Origin of the sequence: Salinimicrobium profundisediminis (assembly GCF_026241755.1) — a bacterium.
Lineage (GTDB): Bacteria > Bacteroidota > Bacteroidia > Flavobacteriales > Flavobacteriaceae > Salinimicrobium > Salinimicrobium profundisediminis.
In genome coordinates this window covers 134,827-157,462 of the sequence record NZ_JAPJDA010000007.1, presented here as the reverse complement: position 1 = coordinate 157,462, position 22,636 = coordinate 134,827, and the positions used below count along the sequence as shown (strand labels likewise).

Genomic DNA, 22,636 nt, shown 5'->3' with positions numbered 1-22,636 from the left:
TTTCTGCTCATAGCCTAAAAATAAGCAGCTATAACTTTTTATACAAAAAAGAGGCTGCCTTTTCAGACAGCCTCTTTTGCCATTTTTGGAAGCCTGTTATGACTGAAGTTAAACCGCTTCTGATTCTTCTGAAACTTCTTCTGAAATTTCTTCGGCAACATCGTCTTCCGAAGTATTTGAAGTCTCAACACCAAATTTTTCTAACTGCTCTTCTTCCCCTGTAAAGTATGGGAAAACATCCAAGATTGGAGATTCGGTAATTGCGGGAATGGTGTAATCTCCCATAGTATCGGCCATTGCCGTAGTAGTGTTCTCAAAAGCCTCTTTTATGTCGTTGGCCTGGACAAGCAGATAAATATTCGTTTTTCTTTCCTTCCCGCTCTCCTCATCGAGTGCTATCAGGGAAACTTTTGATTTGAACCATCTGTCAGAATTTTCAAAAGGATGAACTTCCGAAAAATTCGCCACTTTGATGTTCATGATCCTGAAGTCTTCGTTGGTAAAGGTTTTCATCTCCTCTGTGATTCGAGATTCGGCCTCTGTATAAGAAACCGCATCAAGCAGGTAAGTATCGGTTGTCACCTTCTGCTCTCCCGTCTCATGTGTTTTTCTGTATTTCACCTTACATTCATACCAAATAACGCTCATAGTTCATTTTTTTAGGGTGCCAAAAATATCATTTTAGACAGGTGTTCCTAAAAGAATTCAGTAATAGATATTCACAAATTGAAAAACTATTTCTTTAACACCTGAACTTCAACACAATGAATATTTCTATATATTTTCAGAATTTGTGTTTAAGATTCGGGCTTCCGGACCACTCAAATCTACTCCTGGTTTTAATTCACCTAATCTCCTTCAGGTTAGACCCCTCAAAAATGGCATTTTAGAGTTTCTTTCTTCAGTAATAATTTGGTTTTTCCATAATAATTTTAACTAATTCAAAGAAAATTATTGTTCTAAATATTAGTCTTACTAAATTTTTATTAGATATTTGTGACTCATCGTATACAAATTTAAAATTAGATTATTGTGTGTGGAATTGTATGTGCTTTCGAATTAAAAGAATCATCTGAATCTTTAAGGCCCCGCCTTTTAAGTATGGCGAAATGCCTGCGTCACCGCGGGCCCGATTGGAGCGGGATCTACAGTAACGAAAAAGCTATTTTGGCCCATGAAAGACTGGCTATAGTTGACCCTACTTCTGGAAAACAACCTTTAATAAGTGAAGACCAAAATCTTGTGCTTGCTGCCAATGGTGAAATTTATAATCACAGGGAGCTGCGTAAGCAGTTTGAAGGAGCTTATAATTTCCAGACAGAATCTGATTGTGAAGTGATCCTTCCGCTTTACCGGGATAAAGGTGCAAAGTTCCTTGACGAAATGAATGGGATCTTCGGCTTTGCCATTTATGATGCCGAGAGAGATGAGTACTTAATTGCACGCGACCACATGGGTATTATCCCTCTTTACATAGGTTGGGATGCCAACGGAACTTTTTACGTGGCTTCAGAACTAAAGGCACTGGAAGGCCATTGCACCAAGATAGAATTATTTCCTCCGGGACATTATTTATCAAGTGAAGAAGAAGGTTTTCAACGCTGGTATCAAAGAGACTGGATGGATTATGAGAACGTAAAGAACAACGAAACCAGCATCGCTGAACTGCGGAAGGCCCTTGAGGCTGCCGTACACCGGCAATTGATGAGTGATGTTCCTTACGGGGTGCTTCTTTCCGGGGGGCTTGATTCTTCGATCACTTCAGCTTTAGCAAAAAAATATTCAGATAAACGAATTGAGAGTGACGATGCCGATGCTGCCTGGTGGCCGCGACTTCACTCCTTCGCCATTGGTCTTGAAGGTTCACCCGATCTTGCTGCGGCCAAAAAAGTGGCAGAGCACCTGGATACGGTTCACCACGAAATAGAATTTACCATTCAGGAAGGTATTGATGCCATTAAAGACGTGGTTTATCAACTGGAAACTTATGATGTGACCACGATAAGGGCTTCCACGCCTATGTATCTAATGGCCAGGGCTATTAAAGCTATGGGGATTAAAATGGTACTTTCGGGAGAAGGTGCAGACGAGATTTTTGGGGGTTACCTGTATTTTCACAAGGCTCCCAATGCCAAAGAGTTTCATGAAGAAACCGTGAGAAAACTGGATAAACTACACCAGTACGATTGTCTTAGGGCTAATAAATCGCTTTGTGCCTGGGGTATTGAAGGGAGAGTGCCCTTTCTTGATAAAGAATTTATGGATGTTGCCATGCGCATCAACCCTCAGGACAAAATGATCAATGGTGAACGCATGGAAAAATGGGTGCTGCGAAAAGCTTTTGAAGACTATCTTCCCGAAAGTGTGGCCTGGAGGCAAAAAGAACAATTCTCTGACGGAGTTGGGTACAGCTGGATTGATACGCTTAAGGAGATGGTGAATACACAGGTAAGTGATGAGCAACTTAAGAATGCCCATTTCAGGTTCCCGGTGCAACCGCCAAAGAGCAAGGAAGAGTTCTTTTACCGCTCAATTTTCACTGAGCATTTCCCGAGTGATGCCGCTGCCCTCTCAGTACCATCGGTACCATCTGTAGCCTGTAGTACGCCTACAGCTTTAGAGTGGGATGAATCATTCAGGAATATGAACGATCCATCGGGAAGAGCTGTTGCCAATGTTCATTCAGATGCCTATAAAAAAGAAGAAAAGAAAGCTGCAATTTAACAGGCTTTAATCTCGCGTTAATGTTCAGCCAAATTAGCTGTAATCATTGCTGTTAATATAAAACCCCTTCAAAGTGAGAACCTTGAAGGGGTTTTTTGGTCATATTTTTTAGATTTAAATTTGGTCCCGTACTTCGTACATTATTGGCAGGGAGTATTCTACTGATACCGGTTTTTCCCTTTGCCTGCCGGGAATCATTTTAGGTAACAACCTCACAACACGTGCTGCTTCCTCTTCCAGCCTCTTATTGGGCCCTCGTGCCCTAATATCGGCAACATCTCCTTTTTCATTGATCTTAAAGACAACATAAATCCTGTTCATGCCGGTGAGCCCCAGTTCTTCACTAATCCGAACATTGAAATGCTTCCTTACATGGGCATCGATCTTTTGAGACATACACTTTTTCTGCTCATCCTTGTCCTTAATACCTTCACAACCCGGGTAAGTTGGTATTTGTTGAACGACCATAAAAGGCACTTTTTCAATCTCTTCTTCTTCCTCTTCATAGGCCACTTCTTCTACCTCAATGATCTTCTCTATCTTATCTTCCTGGCTGGTTTCGGTAGAGCGTATCTCTGTTTCCTCAACCTCCATTTTATCTTCTACAACTTCTATCACTTCGGGCATTGGCGGGGGTGGAGGTGGCGGAGGCGGTGGAGGGGTGTTGAGTTGTGTAATTGGAATATCTTCCTGGTCAAAATCGGTCACCTGCACTTCCTGAAGGTCAACATCTTCACTGCCATAAGATCTCCATTCCAAACCATAATAAGTGAGGCCGAGCATTATTATAAGTCCCACCTGGAAAAAAATCATGCTCCTTCTTCCAAGATCTGCTTTTGGGTTCTTTTTGAATTGCATAACAGTAGATTTAGAAATTAACTACTAAAGCTTTATATCAAGAGGATTAATCCTCTGGAACTTGCAATTGGAAGGCTTCCCAACTTACTATTATAAAGACTCTGAAATTCTTTCAGTCTTCCAGGTCTTTCTAAAGAGAGCTGTGACTGGTTTCCGTCATTTTCAGCTTAAAACATTTATTAACCAGCATATTAAAGATACTCACTCTCTAAGGTTTAAATAATGATATTTATCATGCAGCCCCGGGAATCCAGCTATAGATCGAAAGAATTGTGCATAAAAAAACCCGACTATTGCCGGGCTTCTATCAGGGAGTTTAATACTCTTATTTTCTTTCTGAAGAAGTGTTTGTATCCTTCAGACGCTTTTTATATTAGTCAAAGATCTTGAGGTGTACCGCTTTTGTTACTTCAGAAAAATATATTGTTCTAACAGAACCTGAAGTAAAAGAAATAGTTTCCTCTTTCAGCACATTTAGGAATATTATCGGCTTTAATTCCGATAATATAAATTATCGGGTTATAAGCCTATATTTGCATATATCGGATATTAACCCGATATTTAAACTATGAAAGCAGTAATCACAGGAGATATTGTAAATTCAAGAGCCGAGCCGGCAGCACACTGGCTTCCTGTTCTTAAGGAAATACTGGAGCAGTACGGCCAGGAACCTCAGGAATGGGAAATTACCAGAGGCGATAGTTTCCAACTTATTTTAGATCCTGAAGAAGCCCTTTATGCTGCTTTCCAGATCAAAGCGGGAATTAAGCAACTTTCGGGGCTTGATGTAAGAATGGCAATTGGAATTGGAGAGCAGGAGTATAAGGCCAGGAAAATTAGTGAATCTAACGGCTCAGCATTTATTCGTTCGGGAGAATGCTTTGAAAATCTAAAAAAGCAACATCTGGGAATTCGTACAGGAGATCAGGAAAAAGACGAAACTTTCAACCTGCTCTTTTCCCTGGCCCTGCTCACTATGAACAACTGGAGTGCTACGGTAGCCAAAACCATTACTGTTTTTCTTAAATTCCCGGAAAAGAGTCAGACGGAATTGGCTCAACAATTAAACAAATCCCAAAGTAGTTTAAGTGAAGCCTTGAAACGGGGTGGGTTTGACGAAATAATGCAGCTTGAAAACTTTTATCGTAAAAAATTTGATCGCCCATGACAGCACTTGCTTTAAAATTGCTTTTGGCTCACCTCCTGGGTGATTTCCTGTTACAACCTGACAGCTGGGTGGCTCAAAAAAGGCAAAAAAAACATCGTTCTCCTCTACTCTACGCTCATATTGCCATTCACTTCTTTGTAATGCTGGCGCTGCTGGGCTTCAACTTCACTTATTGGCTGGGCATGCTTATAATTGTGGTCACTCACTATTTTATAGACCTGCTTAAGCTACATCTTGAGGAGCATTACCACAAAGGAAAACTGTTCATTTTTGATCAGGTAGCACATATTTTGGTTATTGCTGCAGTAACCTACAGCTACCACGCATTTACCATAGAACCGGGGGAATTCCTTCAGCCTGTGGTACTGCTTTTCATTACCTGCATAGTATTTCTTGGTCCCGTGGCTGCAATCATAATGAGGCTGTTAATGAATCGCTGGGTTTTGCCTGAAGACAAAGAAAATGAATCCCTGCCCCAGGCCGGTAAATATATTGGAATACTTGAACGCCTGCTGGTCTTTACATTTATCGTCATCCAGCAATGGCCGGCAATTGGCTGGCTCATTGCAGCCAAATCAATTTTACGTTTTAGCGACCTTACCCGTGCTAAAGACAGGAAACTTACCGAATACGTACTTATTGGCACCCTGCTAAGCTTTTCCCTGTCCATAGTTACGGGCCTTATTTATTTTTATGTGAGAAATAGTATCTAAAATGATTTTACTATTTTAGAAAAAATAATTATGTCGGGTACCGCATGGGGTTTTGCCATTATTTCAGGAGTAGTTTTAATTGCTGTTGCTGTGTACAGTGATCAAGCTTAGAAAGCAGGTACACAAAAGAGAACAGGAAGAGCAAAAAAAGAATGATTTAAACTGAATATTTCTGAAATTACCTCTCAAAAATGGCATTTTTGACACCTAATTTTTCACTGGTTACTTCGGAAGAAATTATTTTGAATTCGGAAAGAAAAATTTACCTGGTTTAGGTAAATTTGTAAGGTGTTACTCCTGAATATTTCAGAAGCATTTGCCCTTTCAAGCCCGTAATGATCTTAGCCTACACCATTTAACTTATTCTGGCACGGTTGCTGCTTTAAAGTAAACACACAGCTTTTTAAGTATCTACCTAACTACTAAAACTCACATCTATATGAAGATTAAAAACTTCACCTTACTATTTGCCGCGTTTGCCTTCATTTTCACATCCTGTTCTAAAGACGATGAAGTTCTTGAAAAAGAACCTACATCGAAGAATCCGGAGGAAAATGTGGTGGCACAGGAGCTGGAAGTCGAAGACTTCATCTATTCGGGAATGAACGAGATCTACCTTTATAAAGCAGATGTTGATGTTCTGGCCGATAATTATTTTAATTCTGAAGATGAAAAACTTGATTATCTCGCTGGCTTCAGCACTCCGGAATCCCTTTTTGAGAGTCTTAAGTCTTCCAGCGATAAATTCAGCTTTATTACAGATGACTATAAGGCGCTTGAAGATCAATTTAATGGCGTAAGCAGCAGTACAGCCGGAATGGATTTTGGTTTGGGTAGAATTACCGGTACCAATTACCTCTTCGGATTTCTTCAGTATGTTATTCCTAATACTCCTGCCGCCGAAGCCGGTCTTACCCGCGGAACTATTTTCACAGAAATAAACGGAGAAAAAATCACCTTAAACAATCTAGAGTCTCTACTCGATTCAAACTCCCTTACCATTAACATTGGAAAAGTGGAAAATAACACGCTGGTACTTACAGACGAAACTGTTACTCTTGATCATTCCTCATACACTGCAAACCCGGTTCAAGTGGTGAAAACTCTTGAAGTAGACGGGATACAGGTGGGATACCTAATGTATAACAGCTTTATTGGGAACTTTGATGACGAATTGAACCAGGCTTTTGGCGAACTTAAAAGCCAGGGCGTTGATGAACTCATTCTTGATCTTAGGTACAATGGCGGTGGAGATGTAGAATCTGCCGTAGATCTTGCCAGCATGATCACCGGTCAATTTGAAGGAGAAGTATTTATGCAGGAAATGTGGAATGAGACTTACCAGAAATATTTTGAAGAAAATGCTCCCGAGAGATTGCTGAATCTATTTGACAGCAAAATAAGAACCGGTGAGACCATAAACAGTCTTAACCTTTCAAAAGTGTATGTTTTAACTACAGCGAGTACAGCTTCGGCCAGCGAACTTATCATCAACGGACTTGAACCTTACATTGAGGTAGTACAGATAGGCGAAACAACAACTGGTAAATTTCAGGCTTCGGTAACCTTGTATGACAGTGAAGACTTTTCCAAAGATACCGAAGTAAATAAGAACCATACCTATGCCCTACAACCGCTTGTACTAAAATCGGCCAACGCCAATGGAAAATCCGATTACTTTAACGGCTTGAAGCCTGATGTAGAAATGAGGGAAGACATTAATAATCTTGGTACACTGGGAAGTCCCGATGAACCATTTTTACAGGCAGCTTTAAACCATATACAGGGAATCTCACCAGCCGCCGCAGCTTCTGCCCAACAAAAAAGATCAGAAAGCACTCTGAAAATTGTAGGAGACGGAGAAATGTTTGAACCTTACTACCAGAGAATGTACCTTGATAAGGTGCCTGCGATTATCAGAAGAAAATAACCAGAATTAAAAGAACTCAAATCTCTCTAATCCAATTAGAGATTGACAATCAAGAGGCTTCGAAAGGAGCCTCTTTTTTTGTGTTCAAGCCCATGAACGAATAACGCAAAGAAATTTAGTTCTTATCTAGTCTACACCTTTCTGTGGAAAAATTCATCATTTTTTGTTAATCTATTGGCTAAATCCCCATATTCAGCCATTATTATATGGAGAAATTTACATATCGACAGGGTTGTATGAAACCACTTACACAAAACACAACCTATTGTAAATAAGGCGTTTAAACCTCTTCGCCACATATAGCTTTAGGTATTTCATAGTATTTATTCTTCTTGCTTCTTCAAAATGGAATTGGTATTGCTTCTATAGCTATGACCAAATACCACAATTATGAGATTAAGAGAAAAACGATTATACAAAAAAGTTTTCCTTGAGGCATATCTTGCGCAAATTAACTGGGATTGGCTATTTCTAAAAGGTCAATTGATCTTCACCGGAATTATTAGTCTTGGAACTATAATTTTCATCTTCTGGTTTTTGCTCTAACTCTACCCAGAAAAACTACTTTCCTCTGAAAACACACTTCATCTTTAAAATCCTTCCATTCAGTAGAATTTAGTTCTGCAAACATTGTAAGCTGTTCATCTTTACAAAAACTAATAAGATGAAGTCGGTATTTACATTGGTGGGATTGTTCCTTACATTATCGCTACAGGCCCAGAATCAAATTTCCGGAAAAGTAACCGACCGGAACGAGCAGCCAATTGCCGGTGCCAACGTTTACCTGGAAGGAACCTATGATGGCGCCACTACAAACTCTTTTGGAGAATTCTCTTTTTCTACTAAAAACCGGGGGGAACAAATCCTCGTGATCTCCTACATTTCTTTTGAAACCGCACGCAAAAAGATACAGGTAAACACTGCGCAGCACCTGTTTATAAAGCTAAGGGAAGATGTTACGGCTCTTGATGCTGTTACTCTTAGCGCAGGCACATTTTCTGCGGGAGACAACTCTAAAGTCACTGTGTTAAAACCTCTTGATGTAGTTACCACGGCAGGGGTGGCAGGAGATCTTATGGCCGCTTTACAAACCCTTCCCGGCACTCAGCCGGTAGGAGAAGATGGCCGTCTTTTTGTAAGAGGAGGTACAGCCGGAGAAACCGCAGTCTTTATTGATGGGCTCAGGGTATTCCAACCTTATACTTCTTCTGCTAATAACCTGCCCAGTCGCGGGAGATACTCCCCTTTTCTTTTCGACGGAATAACTTTTTCTACAGGTGGCTATTCAGCCGAATATGGACAGGCACTCTCAGGGGTTTTACTCCTGAATACTATTGCCGAACCAGACCAAACTGAAACCAATATTTCGCTCATGAGTGTGGGTGGCGGGCTGGGGCACACTCAAAAATGGCAAAAATCTTCCCTCTCTTTAAATACAGGTTACATCAACCTTTCCCCTTATCTTAAATTGGTGCCCAATAATGAGCAGGCAAAATTTAAAAAACCATACCAGAGTTTTAGCAGTGAAAGTGTTTACAGAAAGCATAGCAAAAATGGCATTTTTAAGTGGTATACTGCTTATGAGCTTACCAACCTCGAAGTACTTCAACCCGAGATTGACCAACCCCAGCCGGTAAACTTTAGCCTGAAAAATGAAAACCTCTATACCAACCTTTCCTATAAATCGGCTCTTGGGAATGGCTGGAGTTTTAACCCCGGAATAAGCGCCTCATACAGCCGCAACAAATTTGATATAGACCTCACCCAAATTGAAAATCGGGAATTGGCTGCCAATTTAAAACTGAAAATGAGCAAAAGGTTCAACAATCATATCAAACTTCACTTCGGAGGAGAGTATATCTATAAAAATTTTTCTGAAGATTTTATTGCTTCTGAAAATCCTGAAGAGCTTCAGATTAAACCCGAAGTTTCAGCAGGATTTGCTGAAGCCGATTTTATATTCAGTAAAAAATTTGCGCTCAAAATGGGTTTCCGAAGTACTTATCTGGATTTAAAAAAACAGTTTTACTGGTTACCACGACTTTCAATGGCTATGAAAACCGGAAATGACGGGCAACTTTCCCTGGCCTACGGACAATACCTGCAACAGCCTGAAACTGATTTACTAAAATTTGATCAAACCCTGGAGCCTGAAACCGCTACCCATTACATTTTGAATTATCAATGGACGCGCCCCGGTTACATTTTACGGGCAGAAGCATATCACAAAGAATACAATGATCTCGTTAAGTTCAATACGCCCGAACCCGGCTATAATAGTGCTTATACCAATGAAGGATACGGTTACGCCCGTGGTGCTGATTTCTTTTTTAGGGATGATAAAAGTGTCGAAAACCTGCAATATTGGATCTCTTACAGTTTCATTGATTCACAACGGAATTTTAGAAATTACCCGGTAAAGACCACTCCTCAATTTGTCGCCAACCACACAGCAAGCCTGGTGACAAAATTCTGGATTGAGGAATTAAGGAGTCAGGCGGGTTTCACCTATACCTTCGCTTCGGGAAGGCCTTATGAAGATCCCAATACTCCAGGATTTATGAATAGAAAAACGAAAAACTACAATAGCCTCAGCTTTAACTGGGCATATCTACTTAGTCAGCAAAAGATCATTTATTTCTCTGTCTCCAATGTTTTGGGTAGCAGGAACGTCTTTAACTATGATTACGCAAAAACGGCTGACGAAAATGGCATTTTTGAGAGGCAGGCAATTACCCCGGCAGCCGACAGGTTCTTCTTTGTCGGGTTCTTCTGGACCATCAGCAGTAATAAAAGCAAAAATCAACTGGATAATCTCTAAAGATTTCGGTTCATCATTAAAATATTACAGTTCAGTAAAAATGAATTCAGGCTTGAACAAAAAAACTGCAATTTCGAAATAGATTTTAGTATTAACCGTAAAACCACCTCATTATGCAAGCATTTATCATCACTATCGCCCTCTCCCTTTTTACTGCTATTGGTTTAAACGCCCAGACACAATATGAGCAAGAAATGACCAGAGCCCTGGAGTTATGGGAAGATCAAAAACCCGAAGAGGCTGCCAATCTTTTTGAACGTATTGCCGGCGCCGAAGCAGAAAATTGGCTTCCGTATTATTATGCATCACAAATTAAGATCGTGGAAAGCTTCCCTGTGACCAACAGAGCTCAAAAAGAACAAATGCTTACAGAAGCCCAGAATTTACTGGATAAAGCAAAAAACCGCAATGCCGATAAAATAGAGATCATGATCCTCCAGGCCATGTTACATACTTCAAGGCTAACCATAGACCCTTCAACCTACGGAATGAAACTGGCGCCTGTGATTTCAGGAATTTATTCTGAAGCTTCTAAATTAGCCCCAGACAACCCCCGGTTATTTCTCTCAAAAACTGAATGGGATATGGGCACTGCAGCCTACTATGGTGAAGACCCCAAAAAATATTGTCCTACTTTAGAAGCAGGGCTTGAGCTCTTTGCAGAAGAAGATCACGCTCCCACAGTGGCTCCCGCATGGGGGGAAGAAAGAATGAAAAAGCTCATTGAACAGACATGTAACAACAAGTAGTCTTTAACAGTACCCCAAAAAAAATATATTTAAAAAACCGGAAAAGAAACCGAAATTAGCTCATCTAAATACTAAAAAAGTGAAAGAAATCCTCAAAATCATAAAGATCTCAATTATTATTTGTGCAGGACTCGTTCTCATAAATAGCCTTTTTGGTGCACACAGTTGGAAAAACATAATGGACTGGAGTGTATGGGGAACATACTTTTTTTATTCTTTCGTTCTCACCGCCCTAAACTCCACATACTTCAACCTTTTTGCCAGGAAGATTGGATGGCAGGGAGCGAATTTAATGACGATTATTTTGGCAGCTGTGGGCTCTATTGTGCTTACAATGATAGGCTTCTTTCTTTGCAGGCTTATAGATGAGACGCTTTTCCAGGGCTTCACGGTACAGCATTTCTTAGCCAATGAAAAGCTGAGCTATTATCTTTTTCCCTTATTCTTAACCGCCTTTATATCGCTTATTTTTCATCTGGTGTATTTTTATAAAGCACTCCAGGATAAAAGAGTTACAGAACAAAAAATTATTGCAGGGAATGCTTCAGCGAAATTTGAGAGCCTTAAGAATCAAATTGATCCGCATTTTTTATTCAATAGTCTTAACGTACTTACTTCCCTTATTGAAGAAAATCCGGAGCAGGCTCAAAAATTCACTACCGGTCTTTCCAAGATTTACAGGTATGTACTGGAGCAAAAAGACAAGGAGCTGGTAGACCTTGAGGAGGAAATTAAATTTGCGGTGACCTATATAAACCTTTTAAAAATGAGGTTTGAAAACAGCATTTATTTTGAGGTTCCCGGGCAACTTTCAACCCCGGAAGCCAAAGTTGTTCCTTTATCATTACAATTGTTGCTGGAAAATACTATAAAACACAACGTAGTGAGTGAAAACAAACCTCTGCGCATTAAAATATTTGAAGAAGACGGTTACCTGGTGCTGGAGAACAACCTTCAGGAAAAAGAAGTTTTACAAAAACGTGCGGGAGTAGGGCTACAAAACATCGTTAGCCGGTATGGTCTTGTAACCCGACGGGAAGTCCAGATTATTAAAGACTCAGAGAAATTTTCAGTAAAAATTCCGATACTCACCAAACAAATCAACATCATGAAAACAGAAAATATATCAGAAAACAATGCATATTTTAAAGCTAAGCGACGAGTAAAAGAGATTAAGGAATTCTACGGCAATTTAATCTCTTACTGTCTCGTGATCCCTGGGCTCGTTTTAGTTAACTACTATACTTATTGGGACTTCCAGTGGTTCTGGTTTCCAATGGCAGGCTGGGGTCTTGGACTTGTAATTCATGGCTTCTCGGTCTTTGGTTACGGTGCCAACTGGGAAGAACGAAAAATACAGGAATTGATGGAAAAAGAAAAACAATGCACAAAAACCTGGAACTAATGGAAACAAATGATAAATCCTTTCAGTATCAACTCGCTAAAAAAAGGGTGAAAAAAATTAAAGGATTTTATGTGCACATGCTGGTGTACCTGTTTATTAATATTGCCATTATTGCAGTGAATACAAGAGGAAGAGGCTTAATTGAAGGCATGCAGGATCTGGGTAATTACTTCACTGCCTTCTTTTGGGGAATTGGACTATTTTTTCATTGGTGTAATGTTTTTGGTCCCGATGTTTTCTTCGGAAAGAACTGGGAAGAGCGAAAAATCAGGGAAATTATGGATAAAGAACAAAGAAACACCTGGGAATAAATTTTTATAGATGATACAAGCAGTTATTGTTGAAGACGAAAAACCATCTGCGCGAAGGTTGCAGCGCATGTTGGAGAGCCTGGGAGTAAAAGTAAGAACCACCCTGCATTCTGTTGAGGAAGCCCGCGATTGGTTTTTAAAAAACCAGCACCCCGATTTAATCTTTTTGGACATCCAGTTGAGCGATGGGCTTTCCTTTGAAATCTTTGAAGATATTGAAATTAAAAGTCCAATAATATTCACCACTGCCTATGACGAATATGCACTACAGGCTTTCAAGCTAAATAGTATAGATTACCTCCTGAAGCCTATAGATGACGAAGAGCTGGCAGCCGCGGTTAAAAAGTTTCAAAACAACCATCAAAAAAGGGATGTTAATGTAAGTTTTAATGAGCTTAAATCTCTGCTAAACATCCCCGGTTCAGGTTTTAAGAAGCGCTTCTCCATACAGGTGGGGCAGCATTTAAAACTCATAGATGTTTCAGAAGTTGTTTGTTTTTATTCCGAAAATAAAGCCAGCTACCTCCATACTTCCGGAAACAGAAGCTACCTGCTGAATGGCAGCCTGGACAAGCTGGAACCTGAATTAGATCCTGAAAAATTCTTCAGGGTGAGTCGAAAATTCATAATCGCAATGGAGGCTATTGAAGACATACTCACCTATTCAAATATGCGGCTTGAAGTAAAACTGAAGGATTACAATGGGGAACAGATCATAGTAAGCCGGGAACGCGTGAAAGATTTTAAAGATTGGTTGCAATGATTGGGAGTATGCCTGTTTTCTGTACTAAACCAGACGAAATCATATCCTATGGAGATACTTCAATAAGAGTTGAGAGCAAAAACAAGTCAAAAAAGAAGCCGCCTTCTCTACGAGCATTCCGGTTACCCTACATTCCCGGAAGCATGGCAGAAAATGACGGCCTTTCTTTATCTAGTTAGATCAATTTAAGATCTTTCAATATACCCACTAAATGCGGGGTTGTATTGGCTCCAAAATCTTCGCGAAGCTCTTTTAGTCTTTTTTCTATAGAACTCCTGCTGTTTGGTGTTATTCCCCTTGTTTTAAAATCTCCCTCTATTTCATCCTGCGTGTAGCCTGTAGCAATAGACCTTAAAAGTTCCATCTCCCAGTCTCCCAGAATTAAAATAGTGTCGTCTCTCAAAAGTCTTTCAATGCGCAAAGAATTGTACTTATCACCTTTGTTGACCGCCTGAATTGCCTCCCTGAGGTCGCGCATTCCATGCCGGTCTTTAGAGACATATCCATCAATATTACCCGATTCCCAAAGGGTGCGAACAGTTTGTGGATTATCTTCAATAGTGTTTACCAACACCTTTAAATCGGGGTCTTCTTCTTTAACCGCTGAAATCAACTCTTTACCCGACCTTAATTTCTCAGGACGATGATCGGGCCTGAAAGACAGGTCACAAATAAGAAGATCAAATGGACTCCCTTCCCTTTTTGCCTTTTTAAAAAGCAACCATGCTTCATCGCAATATTGGGCATGTTCTACCGTGCATATTCCAAGATCATTCAGTAATCCGGCAACTGCCAGGTTAATACTGTCAATATCTTCTGCTACAAGTACCTTCTGAAACATCGCTCTTTGAACAGGTAAACCCACTTTAATGACTTTCTTTGCCCCAAAATTAAGACAAACAATTCAGGTTCTATTACGGAAAACCGTAATTCACTAAAAAAAACGAAAACGTTTGAATTTATTTATTTCAATACTTCCCGCTGCTGCACCCTTAGCAGCTTGAGTTTAAAAGAATTCAGCAATAAAAGAACTGTGCAGGTTTTCAAATAAACTCAAAACAGTATATTTGAAGCAGCCATCTTAAACAAGAATATGAATATTGCAGAAGTAACTGCTTACATCCTCAGTTTTATTATCCTGTTTCCCACAGCGGCCTCAATAAGCCGGTTTGACCAGTGGTGGATTAGAGATTTCGATTTTCCCAGATTGCAGATAAGTGTTCTTATCCTTGCGGTGATGATCTACAATGCCGTAGCTTTCGACTTTAGTTCGATATGGGAGACGATCATAACCGTGGTGGTAGGATTAAGCTTTATCTACCAGGCAACAAAGATCTATCCCTACACTTACCTGGCTTCAAAACAGGTAAAAGTATACCGGGGAAAGGAGGTAGAAAGACAGGTGTCAATACTTGTGAGCAATGTACTTACAACCAATACTAAATACGATAAGCTCGTTAAACTCATAATTCGGGAGAACCCCGACCTTGTTCTTACCCTCGAAAGTGATGAAACATGGGAAAAAGAGCTAAGTCGCATAGAAGAAGAATATTCCTATACGGTAAAGATTCCGCTTAAAAACCTCTACGGAATGCACCTCTACTCAAAACTTGAGCTGGAGGATATTCATGTTAAATATATCATTTCAGAAGAAATTCCTTCAATTCACGGTAAGGTAAAACTAAGATCGGGAGAAAAGGTAAATATTCACTGCCTTCACCCCAAGCCTCCAAGCCCTTCAGAAGATGATACTTCCACAAATCGCGATGCAGAGCTACTGCTGGTAGGAAGAGAAATAGATGGTAAAAATGCTACGCTCGTGTTTGGAGATCTTAATGACGTGGCCTGGTCAAGGACCACGAAACTTTTCCTTCGTTTAAGCGGACTACTTGATCCGCGTATTGGTCGTGGCTTTTACAATACATTTCATGCACAATATCCCGTTTTCAGGTGGCCTCTGGACCATGTTTTCCACAGCAGCGATTTTCTGCTGCTCAGCTTAAAAAGACTGGAAAAAATGGGATCAGACCACTTCCCTATGTTCATTAAACTTGTCTATCAACCTGAAAACGTAGAGAAAAATGGCAATGGTGAAACCGAAGAACCCGATGAAGAAGAAAAAGAATGGGCCGAAGAAAAAATAGACAAAGGCCAACATCCTGAGTCACATCAATCCTGAATATTCTTTATAGTTTTTTATTTTTATTCGGAAGTTGTGCGCAAGCAAAAAAAATCCTGCTAAAAGATGAAAAGTATTTTCTTTATATTTCTTAGGATGATTTTTTGGAGTAACTCCTCTGCACAGAATCAAGAATCAGACAAATATGATTCATTTACTGAAAATGAAAACTACCAAGTTCAGATGAAAATATCTGACAATAAACACATAATAAAATATTCTAGAAAAATAGATTCCTTAAATTTTCACTTGGAAATAATCCCAAGTATGAGAAATATTTTCGATTCTGTATCCCGTTTGAGTGATAATAAACAAATTTTCATAAAAATAATTCAAGTAGATAAAAATCTCTATCAAATTGATCAAATGAACTTTATAAATTTAGATGGTAGAAACATTTCCGTCCACAGGGACTCAGATCATTTATTTAATATTGACCTATCAGATTATAAATTAAGAATGATAGATTGTCAAAACTGTATGGAAGAAATCTCATTTTCGATTTACGATAAAGAAACTGAAAAAGAATAAAAATTTAGAAGAATGCCAGCGCACAACATCGGTTACGAGCAAATAGCGGGCATTATAGTGAAAAGTGCTATTTTAGAGACCAATTAAAAACCAACTAAGCCGACAAGGACGCGTCCCTACTCCACGCCACTTGCCGTAACCAAGACCGTTGTGGGCAATTTAAAAAGTTATTGTAAAATCTTATTAAGTGTATTTTGCAGTTCTACATCCAGACAAATTTAGATCCGATATTAGAAGATTTAGGATCGGATTAATAGTTTTAACTGCACTTTATCTTGGATTTATCGGAATAATTTTAATAGGTGGTTTTATTTTTATCCTAAAAAACCAAATAACGGACAGTGGCCTAATAACCCTTTGGTTCACAGCAATATTTTTCGGTGGAATTATCCTAAGTATTTACCAGTTAATCTATTCATATCGTTTCAGATCTTTTGAGCGAAAATATATACCTGTTTCTAAAAAGAAAAATAATGACAACTTCAAAATGTCAATATTTACAGGAATTATCGGACTATGGCTATGGCTACCAAATAAAAAAGAGATCAAGAAAATTATTGAAAAAACTGGCTATAGTAAATAACACAAATTGTGGATTACTTCTTGAAAATGGCACTTTTGACTACCTTTTAAAAACAGTATTTAACTGATAAACTTGTATTCCCAAGCCGCAACTTGCGTTATTCGAGTTTTTAAAATTTAAGAAAATGACCCAATCGGAACTTATCATTTTAAATCTTTCAGAAATAAGGCAAAGAAGTATAAAGATTTGGAAAGCACTTCCTAAAAACTATTACAATTGGAAACCTGACGAAAAAGCAATGACTGCAATTGAAATGATCAGGCACGTTTTAGAAGCTGATTATGGATGGAATATTATAATCAACAATGGGAGTATGTTGAATTATAAAACACCCTGTGAAAATAGACCTTTTGTTAGTGTTTCTGACGAACTGGAATTTGCCGAACCCTATAGAAAAGCATTTTTAGAAAGTATTCAAAAATTTTCTGATCCCGAATTAAGTGAAACCCACATTGTTCATCCCGGAAATGGAGAAATGAAAATCCTGGGAAAATATTTATTGAGAATAGGTTATCATGAATCTGTTCACGCAGGACAATTTCTTTCGTACTTAAGAGCAATGAAAGTTACCCGCCCGGGAATATGGGACTGAAAAATAAAAGCACTACAACTAATAACACATTGTGAAAGACCTGTCAAAAATGCCATTTTTGACACCTAATCTTTTTCTGTAATTACAGGTTCAAGAACTTCCCACACGTTCATAGCTACAATATCATAACCTTCGGCTGTTGGATGAATCCCATCCTGCTGGTTAAGCTCTGGATCACCTGCCACTCCTTCCAGTAAAAAAGGAATAAGATGAATATTGTTTTGCCGGGCCAGTTCGGGGAAGAGTTCCTTAAAATCTGTAGTGTATTCTGTTCCTAAATTCGGCGGAATCTGCATTCCGGCCAGGATGATCTCCACATCAGGATTTTTTTGCCGCACCATATCAATAATGGCCTGCAGGTTCTTCCGGGTCTCCTCTACTGCAATTCCGCGAAGGCCATCGTTAGCGCCCAGAGCCAGTACAAAAACATCAACCTCCTGGTTAAGCACCCAGTTGATCCTGTTTTTTCCGGCCGCGGTGGTTTCCCCACTAAGTCCGGCATTTACCACCCTGTAATTAAGCCCCAGGGAATCGATGATCTTCTGAATTTCTGCCGGATAACCTTCAGCAGGATCAAGACCCATAGCTGCGGTAAGGCTGTCCCCAAAAAACAGGATAGTACCAGTGTCTCCAGCATCTTCAGGAGCATCAGTATCTTCAGTTTCATTTTCAACTTCCGAAGCAACATTTTTTTCAGCCTCATGCGCTTCTTTTTCGGTTTGTTTACAGGAAGAAAATAACAGCAGTGTCAAAAATAGCAAAAACAACAGGTTTCTCATGGCTACAGGCTTGAAGTGAAAATCATTTCTTATTTTGCTTTTTTTGAAAGCGAACTAAAGATGACAAAAATATTGAACGTGCACAACCTGAAGAAAAGCTTTTCGAGCGGCTCAAGGTTGCTTACCGTGCTCCACGACATAAGTTTTGATGTTGAAGAGAAAGAAACCTTTGCGATTGTGGGGCCTTCGGGCAGCGGTAAAACCACCTTGTTGGGGCTTTGTGCGGGGCTGGATAAGCCCGATAGCGGCAGTATTGAACTCTGCGGCACCGGGTTGACTGCGCTTTCAGAAGATGAGCGGGCAGTACTCCGCAATCAAAAGGTCGGCTTTGTCTTTCAGGATTTTCAATTACTTCCCACTTTAACGGCTTTAGAGAATGTTGCTGTTCCGCTTGAGCTACAGGGTGCCAGAAATGCTTCGGAAGTTGGAAAAGATTTACTCGAAAAAGTTGGCCTGGGCGGCCGATTTGATCATTATCCTTCACAGCTTTCGGGCGGGGAACAACAGCGGGTAGCAGTAGCCAGGGCTTTTTCGAACCGGCCCACCATCCTCTTCGCCGATGAACCCACAGGAAATCTTGATGCCGAAACAGGAGAAAAAATTATTGAACTCTTGTTTGAGCTCAACAAACAGGCAGGAACCACGTTGATCATCGTCACGCACGACCTTGAGCTCGCAAAAATGACACAGCGTATTCTGCACCTCAAAGGTGGAAAAATTGTAGAGACTCATGAGCAGCACTAACACCGGGAGCTTCTACTGGCTAATAAAAATGGCCTGGCGCGACGGAAAAGCAAGTGGCCGCAAACTGAGCCTTTTCATGGCCTCGATTATTTTGGGGATTGCTGCCGTGGTTTCTATACAATCTTTTGGAGAAAGCCTTAAAGACAATATCGCACTGCAATCTAAAGCCATGATGGGTGCCGATTATAAAATTGACCTTGACCAGGCTCCCACTCCTGAAGTACTCTCTATCATTGATTCTTTAGGAGGTGCCCCTGCCAGGGAAATAAGTTTTACCTCGATGGCTGCCTTTCCCCGAAATGGCACAACCAGGCTGGTGCAGGTAAGAGGAATTGAAGGCGATTTCCCTTTTTATGGAGAGCTGGAAACCCGCCCTGCTACGGCAGGAAAGACCTATCAGCAAACCGGCGGCGCTTTGGTTGATGCCACTGCAATGCGCCAGTTCAACCTAAGCCCAGGCGACAGCATTAAAATAGGAAAAGTAACCCTGCCTATTGCCGGAGCTTTAACATCTATTCCCGGCAGCAATTCATTCTTTAGCTCTGTTGCCCCACCTGTTGTTATTCCACACCATCTTATCGAAGAAACAGGCCTGATTCAAACCGGGAGCCGTATCTCTTACGATTATTATTTCACTGCAGCAGCAAATACAGATCTTGAACAGCTGGACGAAGTACTGGACCCGCAACTGGACAAACTGGAAGCCGATCTTGACACCCACACCGCTACCAGTGAAAGACTTGGCAGGCGTTACGACAACTTTGGGAAATTTCTCAACCTCGTAGCCTTTATAGCCTTACTTCTTGGGTGCGTAGGGATTGCAAGTGCAATAAATATTTACATTAAAGGTAAATTGAAATCGGTTGCAATCTTAAAATGCCTGGGAGCAACAAAAAGGCAGTCTTTTATGATATACCTTCTCCAAATTGCGGCTATGGGCGTTCTTGGTGGAATTATAGGCACTATTGCAGGTTTGCTTTTACAGCAGCTATTTCCTTTACTGCTCGAAGGTCTTTTACCGGTAAACATCCAGGTTAGTTTTAAACTTCAAATTATCATTTTAGGAATTTTGCTGGGGCTGTTTATGGCAGTTTTGTTTGCTTTAATTCCGCTTATTGGCACGCTGTACGTCTCCCCTTTACAGGCCCTAAGAGTACAATCTGAGAGCAACCCTAAAAAAGGAAAAGCAAAACTTGCTGTATTGGCAGGCATTTTTCTTTTTATCCTTCTTTTCTCTTACTGGCTGCTGCAAAACTGGAAATATTCTTTGGCCTTTGTGCTGGGAATTGTTGTGACCTTCTCAATACTTGCGGGCATTGCCACACTATTCATGAAGCTAATCAGGAAAAATTTCCCTGCTGCCTGGGGCTTTCCGGCAAGGCAGAGCCTTCAGAATCTATTCAGGCCTCAAAACCAGACTTTGACCCTGGTACTGGCTATTGGGGTAGGAACCTTTTTAATTAGCACACTCTATTTTTCCAAAGATGTTTTACTTGCACAGGCTTCTTTAGATGCTCAAAAGAACAGCCCAAATATGATCTTGCTGGATGTGCAGACGGAGCAGGCAAAGGCGGTGACGCAAACTATTAAGAATAGCGGGAGCCCGGTACTTAATGATATTCCCATTGTTACTATGCGCATACAGAGCATTAAAGGAAGAACCGTAAACCAGATAAGGGAAGATTCTACCTCGGGGATTAACCGTTGGGTGCTTAATCATGAATTCAGGGTGACTTATACTGACTCCCTCAAAAATTCTGAAACCCTTACCACCGGAGAATGGATTCGCCAGGTTGATGATACTAACCTCATCCCTATTTCAATAAGTGATAATTTTGCTGAAGATGCACAGGTGATAATTGGAGATAAAATTTCCTTCAACGTACAGGGAGTAATGATGAATACCGAAGTGAAGAGTATGAGGGCGGTTGACTGGAGCCAGATGGAACCAAATTTCACCATAGTCTTCCCGCGGGGAGTATTGGAAGATGCGCCACAATTCCGGGTGATCACTACAAAAGTCCCCAATGATAATGCCAGTGCAGCATTACAACAGCAACTGGTGAGTTCCTTCCCTAATATCTCTATTCTTGATCTCAGGCAAATCATTTCGGTCGTAGAAGATCTCCTGAATAAAATTGCATGGCTCATTAATTTCATGGCTTTTTTCAGCATTTTTACCGGTATCATTGTGCTTCTTGGGGCCGTTCGCACCAGCAAATTTCAGCGAATAAGAGAAAGTGTCTTGCTGCGCACTATTGGCGCCCGGAGTTTTCAAATTCTAAAAATTCTTGCCCTGGAATATTTTTATTTAGGAGCGCTGGGAACATTATCGGGCATCCTGCTTTCCCTGTTAAGCAGTCAGTTGCTCGCCTGGCTGTTATTTGACAGTGTTTTTACGCCTTCTATTTTTCCATTTTTGGTGCTCTTTCCGGCAATTACCCTACTGGTTATATTTATTGGGCTCACCAACAGCATAAGCGTAATTAAAAGTCCGCCATTAGAAGTGCTTCGGAAGGAAAGCTATTAGCGCATTTTGTTATGAACTGAATTTATTCCGAAGTAATTCAGGTAAAGAAGATCGAAAAAGCACTTTTTTAGAACTTCAGAAAAAGCTTTTGAACTCCTTCTTGTATCTGATTTTTTACCGAATAAGGTAATCTCGATTGAAGCATCAAAAAAAGCTATTTTTCATTCTCTCTTATTCTTCGTATTATCCCGATCTTTGATTAAAACTGAATTTTGCTATGTCTCACAATACTACTTCTATTCCATATTCTATACTAGAACTCGCCAGTGTGGGTGCCGGTTCCTCTATTGAACAAACTTTTAAAGACAGCCTTGATCTTGCCCAAAAAGCTGAAGACATGGGCTATACACGGTTTTGGCTGGCAGAACACCACAACATGGTAAGTATAGCCAGTTCGGCAACTTCTGTGCTTATTGGCCATATCGCCGGAGGCACCAAAAAAATAAGAGTGGGCAGCGGCGGAATCATGTTGCCAAACCACTCTCCTCTTATAGTTTCTGAACAATTTGGAACGCTTGGCTCCCTTTACCCAAACAGGATTGATCTTGGCCTGGGAAGAGCCCCGGGTACAGATCAGGTCACCGCACATGCCATAAGGAGTGACCGGATGCAGGCGGTTTATAAATTCCCGGAAGAGATAAGCGAGATTCAGCAGTATTTTTCAGCAGAGAACGCCAAATCCCAGGTGCGCGCTGCAGTGGCCGAAGGAGTTGATGTTCCTATTTACGTACTGGGTTCGAGTACCGACAGTGCACACGTGGCCGCAGAAAAAGGCCTGCCTTATGCCTTTGCCAGCCATTTTGCGCCGGCACAACTTTTTGAAGCGCTGAATATCTATTATAACAAGTTTCAGCCTTCAAAATACCTCGATAAGCCTTACACTATTGCCTGCATTAATGTGATTGCAGCCGACACCGATGAAGAAGCCGAAAATATTTCGACTACCCTCATCAAAATGATGCTGGGCGTAATGACGGGAAATATAGATTATATGCAGCCTCCGGTCAAAATGAACAGCGAATTGAGAGACCTCGCCGCAAATCCTGCTTTCCAGAGAATGCTGAAATATGCCTTTATTGGAAGTAAAGAAACAGTGAAAGAGCAAACCTCAAAGTTCCTTAAAGAAACAGGAGTAAACGAAGTGATGGTCGCTTCTCACATTTTTGATCACAACGACAGGCTGAAGTCGTATAAGATCTTTTCTGAAATAATGAAAACACTGTGATTTTTTGCCCTTTTTGGAAGGTATAGCGGTG

Annotated in this window: 20 protein-coding genes; 16 read left to right on the top strand and 4 right to left on the bottom strand. The window is 40.5% G+C overall.

Annotated elements, in window-relative coordinates; translation table 11 throughout:
- Positions 1–108: 108 nt before the first annotated feature.
- Positions 109–648 (bottom strand): DUF4494 domain-containing protein, encoded by a 540-nt coding sequence (locus OQ279_RS06020; protein WP_266068941.1) that lies wholly within the window; start codon positions 646–648, stop codon positions 109–111.
- A 384-nt stretch (positions 649–1,032) separates the two neighbouring features.
- On the opposite strand from OQ279_RS06020, the gene asnB reads away from it, so the two are divergent.
- Positions 1,033–2,724: an asparagine synthase B gene (gene asnB, locus OQ279_RS06015; protein ID WP_266068940.1), complete on the top strand. Its 1,692-nt coding sequence runs from the start codon at positions 1,033–1,035 to the stop codon at positions 2,722–2,724.
- Positions 2,725–2,838: 114 nt separating this feature from the next.
- Here asnB and OQ279_RS06010 read toward each other — a convergent pair whose 3' ends face one another.
- Positions 2,839–3,582 (bottom strand): energy transducer TonB, encoded by a 744-nt coding sequence (locus OQ279_RS06010; protein WP_266068939.1) that lies wholly within the window; start codon positions 3,580–3,582, stop codon positions 2,839–2,841.
- Positions 3,583–4,150: 568 nt separating this feature from the next.
- Between OQ279_RS06010 and OQ279_RS06005 the strand changes: the two genes are divergently transcribed.
- The 8 genes from OQ279_RS06005 (at position 4,151) to OQ279_RS05970 (ending at position 13,442) form a co-directional block, all read left to right on the top strand.
- Entirely contained in the window at positions 4,151–4,750 is a 600-nt protein-coding gene (locus OQ279_RS06005; protein WP_266068938.1) for a SatD family protein, read from the top strand.
- Complete coding sequence (locus tag OQ279_RS06000) at positions 4,747–5,463, top strand: DUF3307 domain-containing protein (protein WP_266068937.1); 717 nt, start codon at positions 4,747–4,749, stop codon at positions 5,461–5,463. Before OQ279_RS06005 ends, OQ279_RS06000 begins: the two co-directional genes overlap by 4 nt.
- 439 nt (positions 5,464–5,902) lie before the next feature.
- Positions 5,903–7,393, top strand: a complete 1,491-nt coding sequence (locus tag OQ279_RS05995; RefSeq protein ID WP_266068936.1) for a GFO_1087 family putative carboxy terminal peptidase — start codon at positions 5,903–5,905, stop codon at positions 7,391–7,393.
- Positions 7,394–8,057: 664 nt separating this feature from the next.
- Positions 8,058–10,214, top strand: coding sequence for a TonB-dependent receptor (locus OQ279_RS05990; protein ID WP_266068935.1), 2,157 nt, complete (start codon positions 8,058–8,060; stop codon positions 10,212–10,214).
- Between the two features lie 113 nt (positions 10,215–10,327).
- Positions 10,328–10,963 (top strand): hypothetical protein, encoded by a 636-nt coding sequence (locus OQ279_RS05985; RefSeq protein WP_266068934.1) that lies wholly within the window; start codon positions 10,328–10,330, stop codon positions 10,961–10,963.
- Between the two features lie 79 nt (positions 10,964–11,042).
- Positions 11,043–12,368 (top strand): 2TM domain-containing protein, encoded by a 1,326-nt coding sequence (locus tag OQ279_RS05980; protein ID WP_266068933.1) that lies wholly within the window; start codon positions 11,043–11,045, stop codon positions 12,366–12,368.
- The gene (locus OQ279_RS05975; protein ID WP_266068932.1) at positions 12,368–12,679 is read left to right on the top strand and encodes a 2TM domain-containing protein; all 312 of its coding nucleotides are present in this window, start codon (positions 12,368–12,370) and stop codon (positions 12,677–12,679) included. The genes OQ279_RS05980 and OQ279_RS05975 overlap by 1 nt, the downstream gene beginning before the upstream one ends.
- A 13-nt stretch (positions 12,680–12,692) precedes the next feature.
- Positions 12,693–13,442 carry a LytR/AlgR family response regulator transcription factor gene (locus OQ279_RS05970; protein WP_266068946.1) on the top strand — a complete coding sequence of 250 codons (750 nt, stop codon included), beginning with the start codon at positions 12,693–12,695 and terminating at the stop codon, positions 13,440–13,442.
- Between the two features lie 175 nt (positions 13,443–13,617).
- Here the strand turns inward: OQ279_RS05970 and OQ279_RS05965 are convergent, their stop codons facing one another.
- The gene (locus OQ279_RS05965; protein ID WP_266068931.1) at positions 13,618–14,283 is read right to left on the bottom strand and encodes a response regulator; all 666 of its coding nucleotides are present in this window, start codon (positions 14,281–14,283) and stop codon (positions 13,618–13,620) included.
- Between the two features lie 252 nt (positions 14,284–14,535).
- Between OQ279_RS05965 and OQ279_RS05960 the strand changes: the two genes are divergently transcribed.
- From OQ279_RS05960 to OQ279_RS05945, 4 genes are all read left to right on the top strand, one after another.
- Positions 14,536–15,621 carry an endonuclease/exonuclease/phosphatase family protein gene (locus OQ279_RS05960; RefSeq protein ID WP_266068930.1) on the top strand — a complete coding sequence of 362 codons (1,086 nt, stop codon included), beginning with the start codon at positions 14,536–14,538 and terminating at the stop codon, positions 15,619–15,621.
- 66 nt (positions 15,622–15,687) lie between these two features.
- The gene (locus OQ279_RS05955) at positions 15,688–16,152 is read left to right on the top strand and encodes a hypothetical protein (protein ID WP_266068929.1); all 465 of its coding nucleotides are present in this window, start codon (positions 15,688–15,690) and stop codon (positions 16,150–16,152) included.
- Positions 16,153–16,339: 187 nt separating this feature from the next.
- Positions 16,340–16,735 carry a hypothetical protein gene (locus tag OQ279_RS05950; protein WP_266068928.1) on the top strand — a complete coding sequence of 132 codons (396 nt, stop codon included), beginning with the start codon at positions 16,340–16,342 and terminating at the stop codon, positions 16,733–16,735.
- Positions 16,736–16,859: 124 nt separating this feature from the next.
- The gene (locus tag OQ279_RS05945) at positions 16,860–17,327 is read left to right on the top strand and encodes a DinB family protein (protein WP_266068927.1); all 468 of its coding nucleotides are present in this window, start codon (positions 16,860–16,862) and stop codon (positions 17,325–17,327) included.
- 65 nt (positions 17,328–17,392) lie between these two features.
- Here the strand turns inward: OQ279_RS05945 and OQ279_RS05940 are convergent, their stop codons facing one another.
- Positions 17,393–18,106 (bottom strand): arylesterase, encoded by a 714-nt coding sequence (locus OQ279_RS05940; RefSeq protein ID WP_266068926.1) that lies wholly within the window; start codon positions 18,104–18,106, stop codon positions 17,393–17,395.
- 60 nt (positions 18,107–18,166) lie between these two features.
- Between OQ279_RS05940 and OQ279_RS05935 the strand changes: the two genes are divergently transcribed.
- The 3 genes from OQ279_RS05935 (at position 18,167) to OQ279_RS05925 (ending at position 22,605) form a co-directional block, all read left to right on the top strand.
- A complete protein-coding gene (locus tag OQ279_RS05935) occupies positions 18,167–18,850 on the top strand; it encodes an ABC transporter ATP-binding protein (protein ID WP_266068925.1) in 684 nt (227 codons plus the stop codon).
- Entirely contained in the window at positions 18,837–21,380 is a 2,544-nt protein-coding gene (locus tag OQ279_RS05930) for an ABC transporter permease (protein WP_266068924.1), read from the top strand. Before OQ279_RS05935 ends, OQ279_RS05930 begins: the two co-directional genes overlap by 14 nt.
- Positions 21,381–21,597: 217 nt before the next feature.
- Positions 21,598–22,605 (top strand): LLM class flavin-dependent oxidoreductase, encoded by a 1,008-nt coding sequence (locus tag OQ279_RS05925; RefSeq protein ID WP_266068923.1) that lies wholly within the window; start codon positions 21,598–21,600, stop codon positions 22,603–22,605.
- Positions 22,606–22,636: the final 31 nt, after the last annotated feature.

Excerpts from the sequence above, each read along its gene's own strand:
- OQ279_RS06020 (WP_266068941.1), bottom strand. The coding sequence starts at position 648 with ATGAGCGTTATTTGGTATGAATGTAAGGTGAAATACAGAAAAACACAT.
- OQ279_RS06010 (WP_266068939.1), bottom strand. The coding sequence starts at position 3,582 with ATGCAATTCAAAAAGAACCCAAAAGCAGATCTTGGAAGAAGGAGCATG.
- OQ279_RS06005 (WP_266068938.1), top strand. The coding sequence starts at position 4,151 with ATGAAAGCAGTAATCACAGGAGATATTGTAAATTCAAGAGCCGAGCCG.
- OQ279_RS06000 (WP_266068937.1), top strand. The coding sequence starts at position 4,747 with ATGACAGCACTTGCTTTAAAATTGCTTTTGGCTCACCTCCTGGGTGAT.
- OQ279_RS05995 (WP_266068936.1), top strand. The coding sequence starts at position 5,903 with ATGAAGATTAAAAACTTCACCTTACTATTTGCCGCGTTTGCCTTCATT.
- OQ279_RS05990 (WP_266068935.1), top strand. The coding sequence starts at position 8,058 with ATGAAGTCGGTATTTACATTGGTGGGATTGTTCCTTACATTATCGCTA.
- OQ279_RS05985 (WP_266068934.1), top strand. The coding sequence starts at position 10,328 with ATGCAAGCATTTATCATCACTATCGCCCTCTCCCTTTTTACTGCTATT.
- OQ279_RS05975 (WP_266068932.1), top strand. The coding sequence starts at position 12,368 with ATGGAAACAAATGATAAATCCTTTCAGTATCAACTCGCTAAAAAAAGG.
- OQ279_RS05965 (WP_266068931.1), bottom strand. The coding sequence starts at position 14,283 with ATGTTTCAGAAGGTACTTGTAGCAGAAGATATTGACAGTATTAACCTG.
- OQ279_RS05960 (WP_266068930.1), top strand. The coding sequence starts at position 14,536 with ATGAATATTGCAGAAGTAACTGCTTACATCCTCAGTTTTATTATCCTG.
- OQ279_RS05955 (WP_266068929.1), top strand. The coding sequence starts at position 15,688 with ATGAAAAGTATTTTCTTTATATTTCTTAGGATGATTTTTTGGAGTAAC.
- OQ279_RS05945 (WP_266068927.1), top strand. The coding sequence starts at position 16,860 with ATGACCCAATCGGAACTTATCATTTTAAATCTTTCAGAAATAAGGCAA.
- OQ279_RS05940 (WP_266068926.1), bottom strand. The coding sequence starts at position 18,106 with ATGAGAAACCTGTTGTTTTTGCTATTTTTGACACTGCTGTTATTTTCT.
- OQ279_RS05935 (WP_266068925.1), top strand. The coding sequence starts at position 18,167 with ATGACAAAAATATTGAACGTGCACAACCTGAAGAAAAGCTTTTCGAGC.
- OQ279_RS05930 (WP_266068924.1), top strand. The coding sequence starts at position 18,837 with ATGAGCAGCACTAACACCGGGAGCTTCTACTGGCTAATAAAAATGGCC.
- OQ279_RS05925 (WP_266068923.1), top strand. The coding sequence starts at position 21,598 with ATGTCTCACAATACTACTTCTATTCCATATTCTATACTAGAACTCGCC.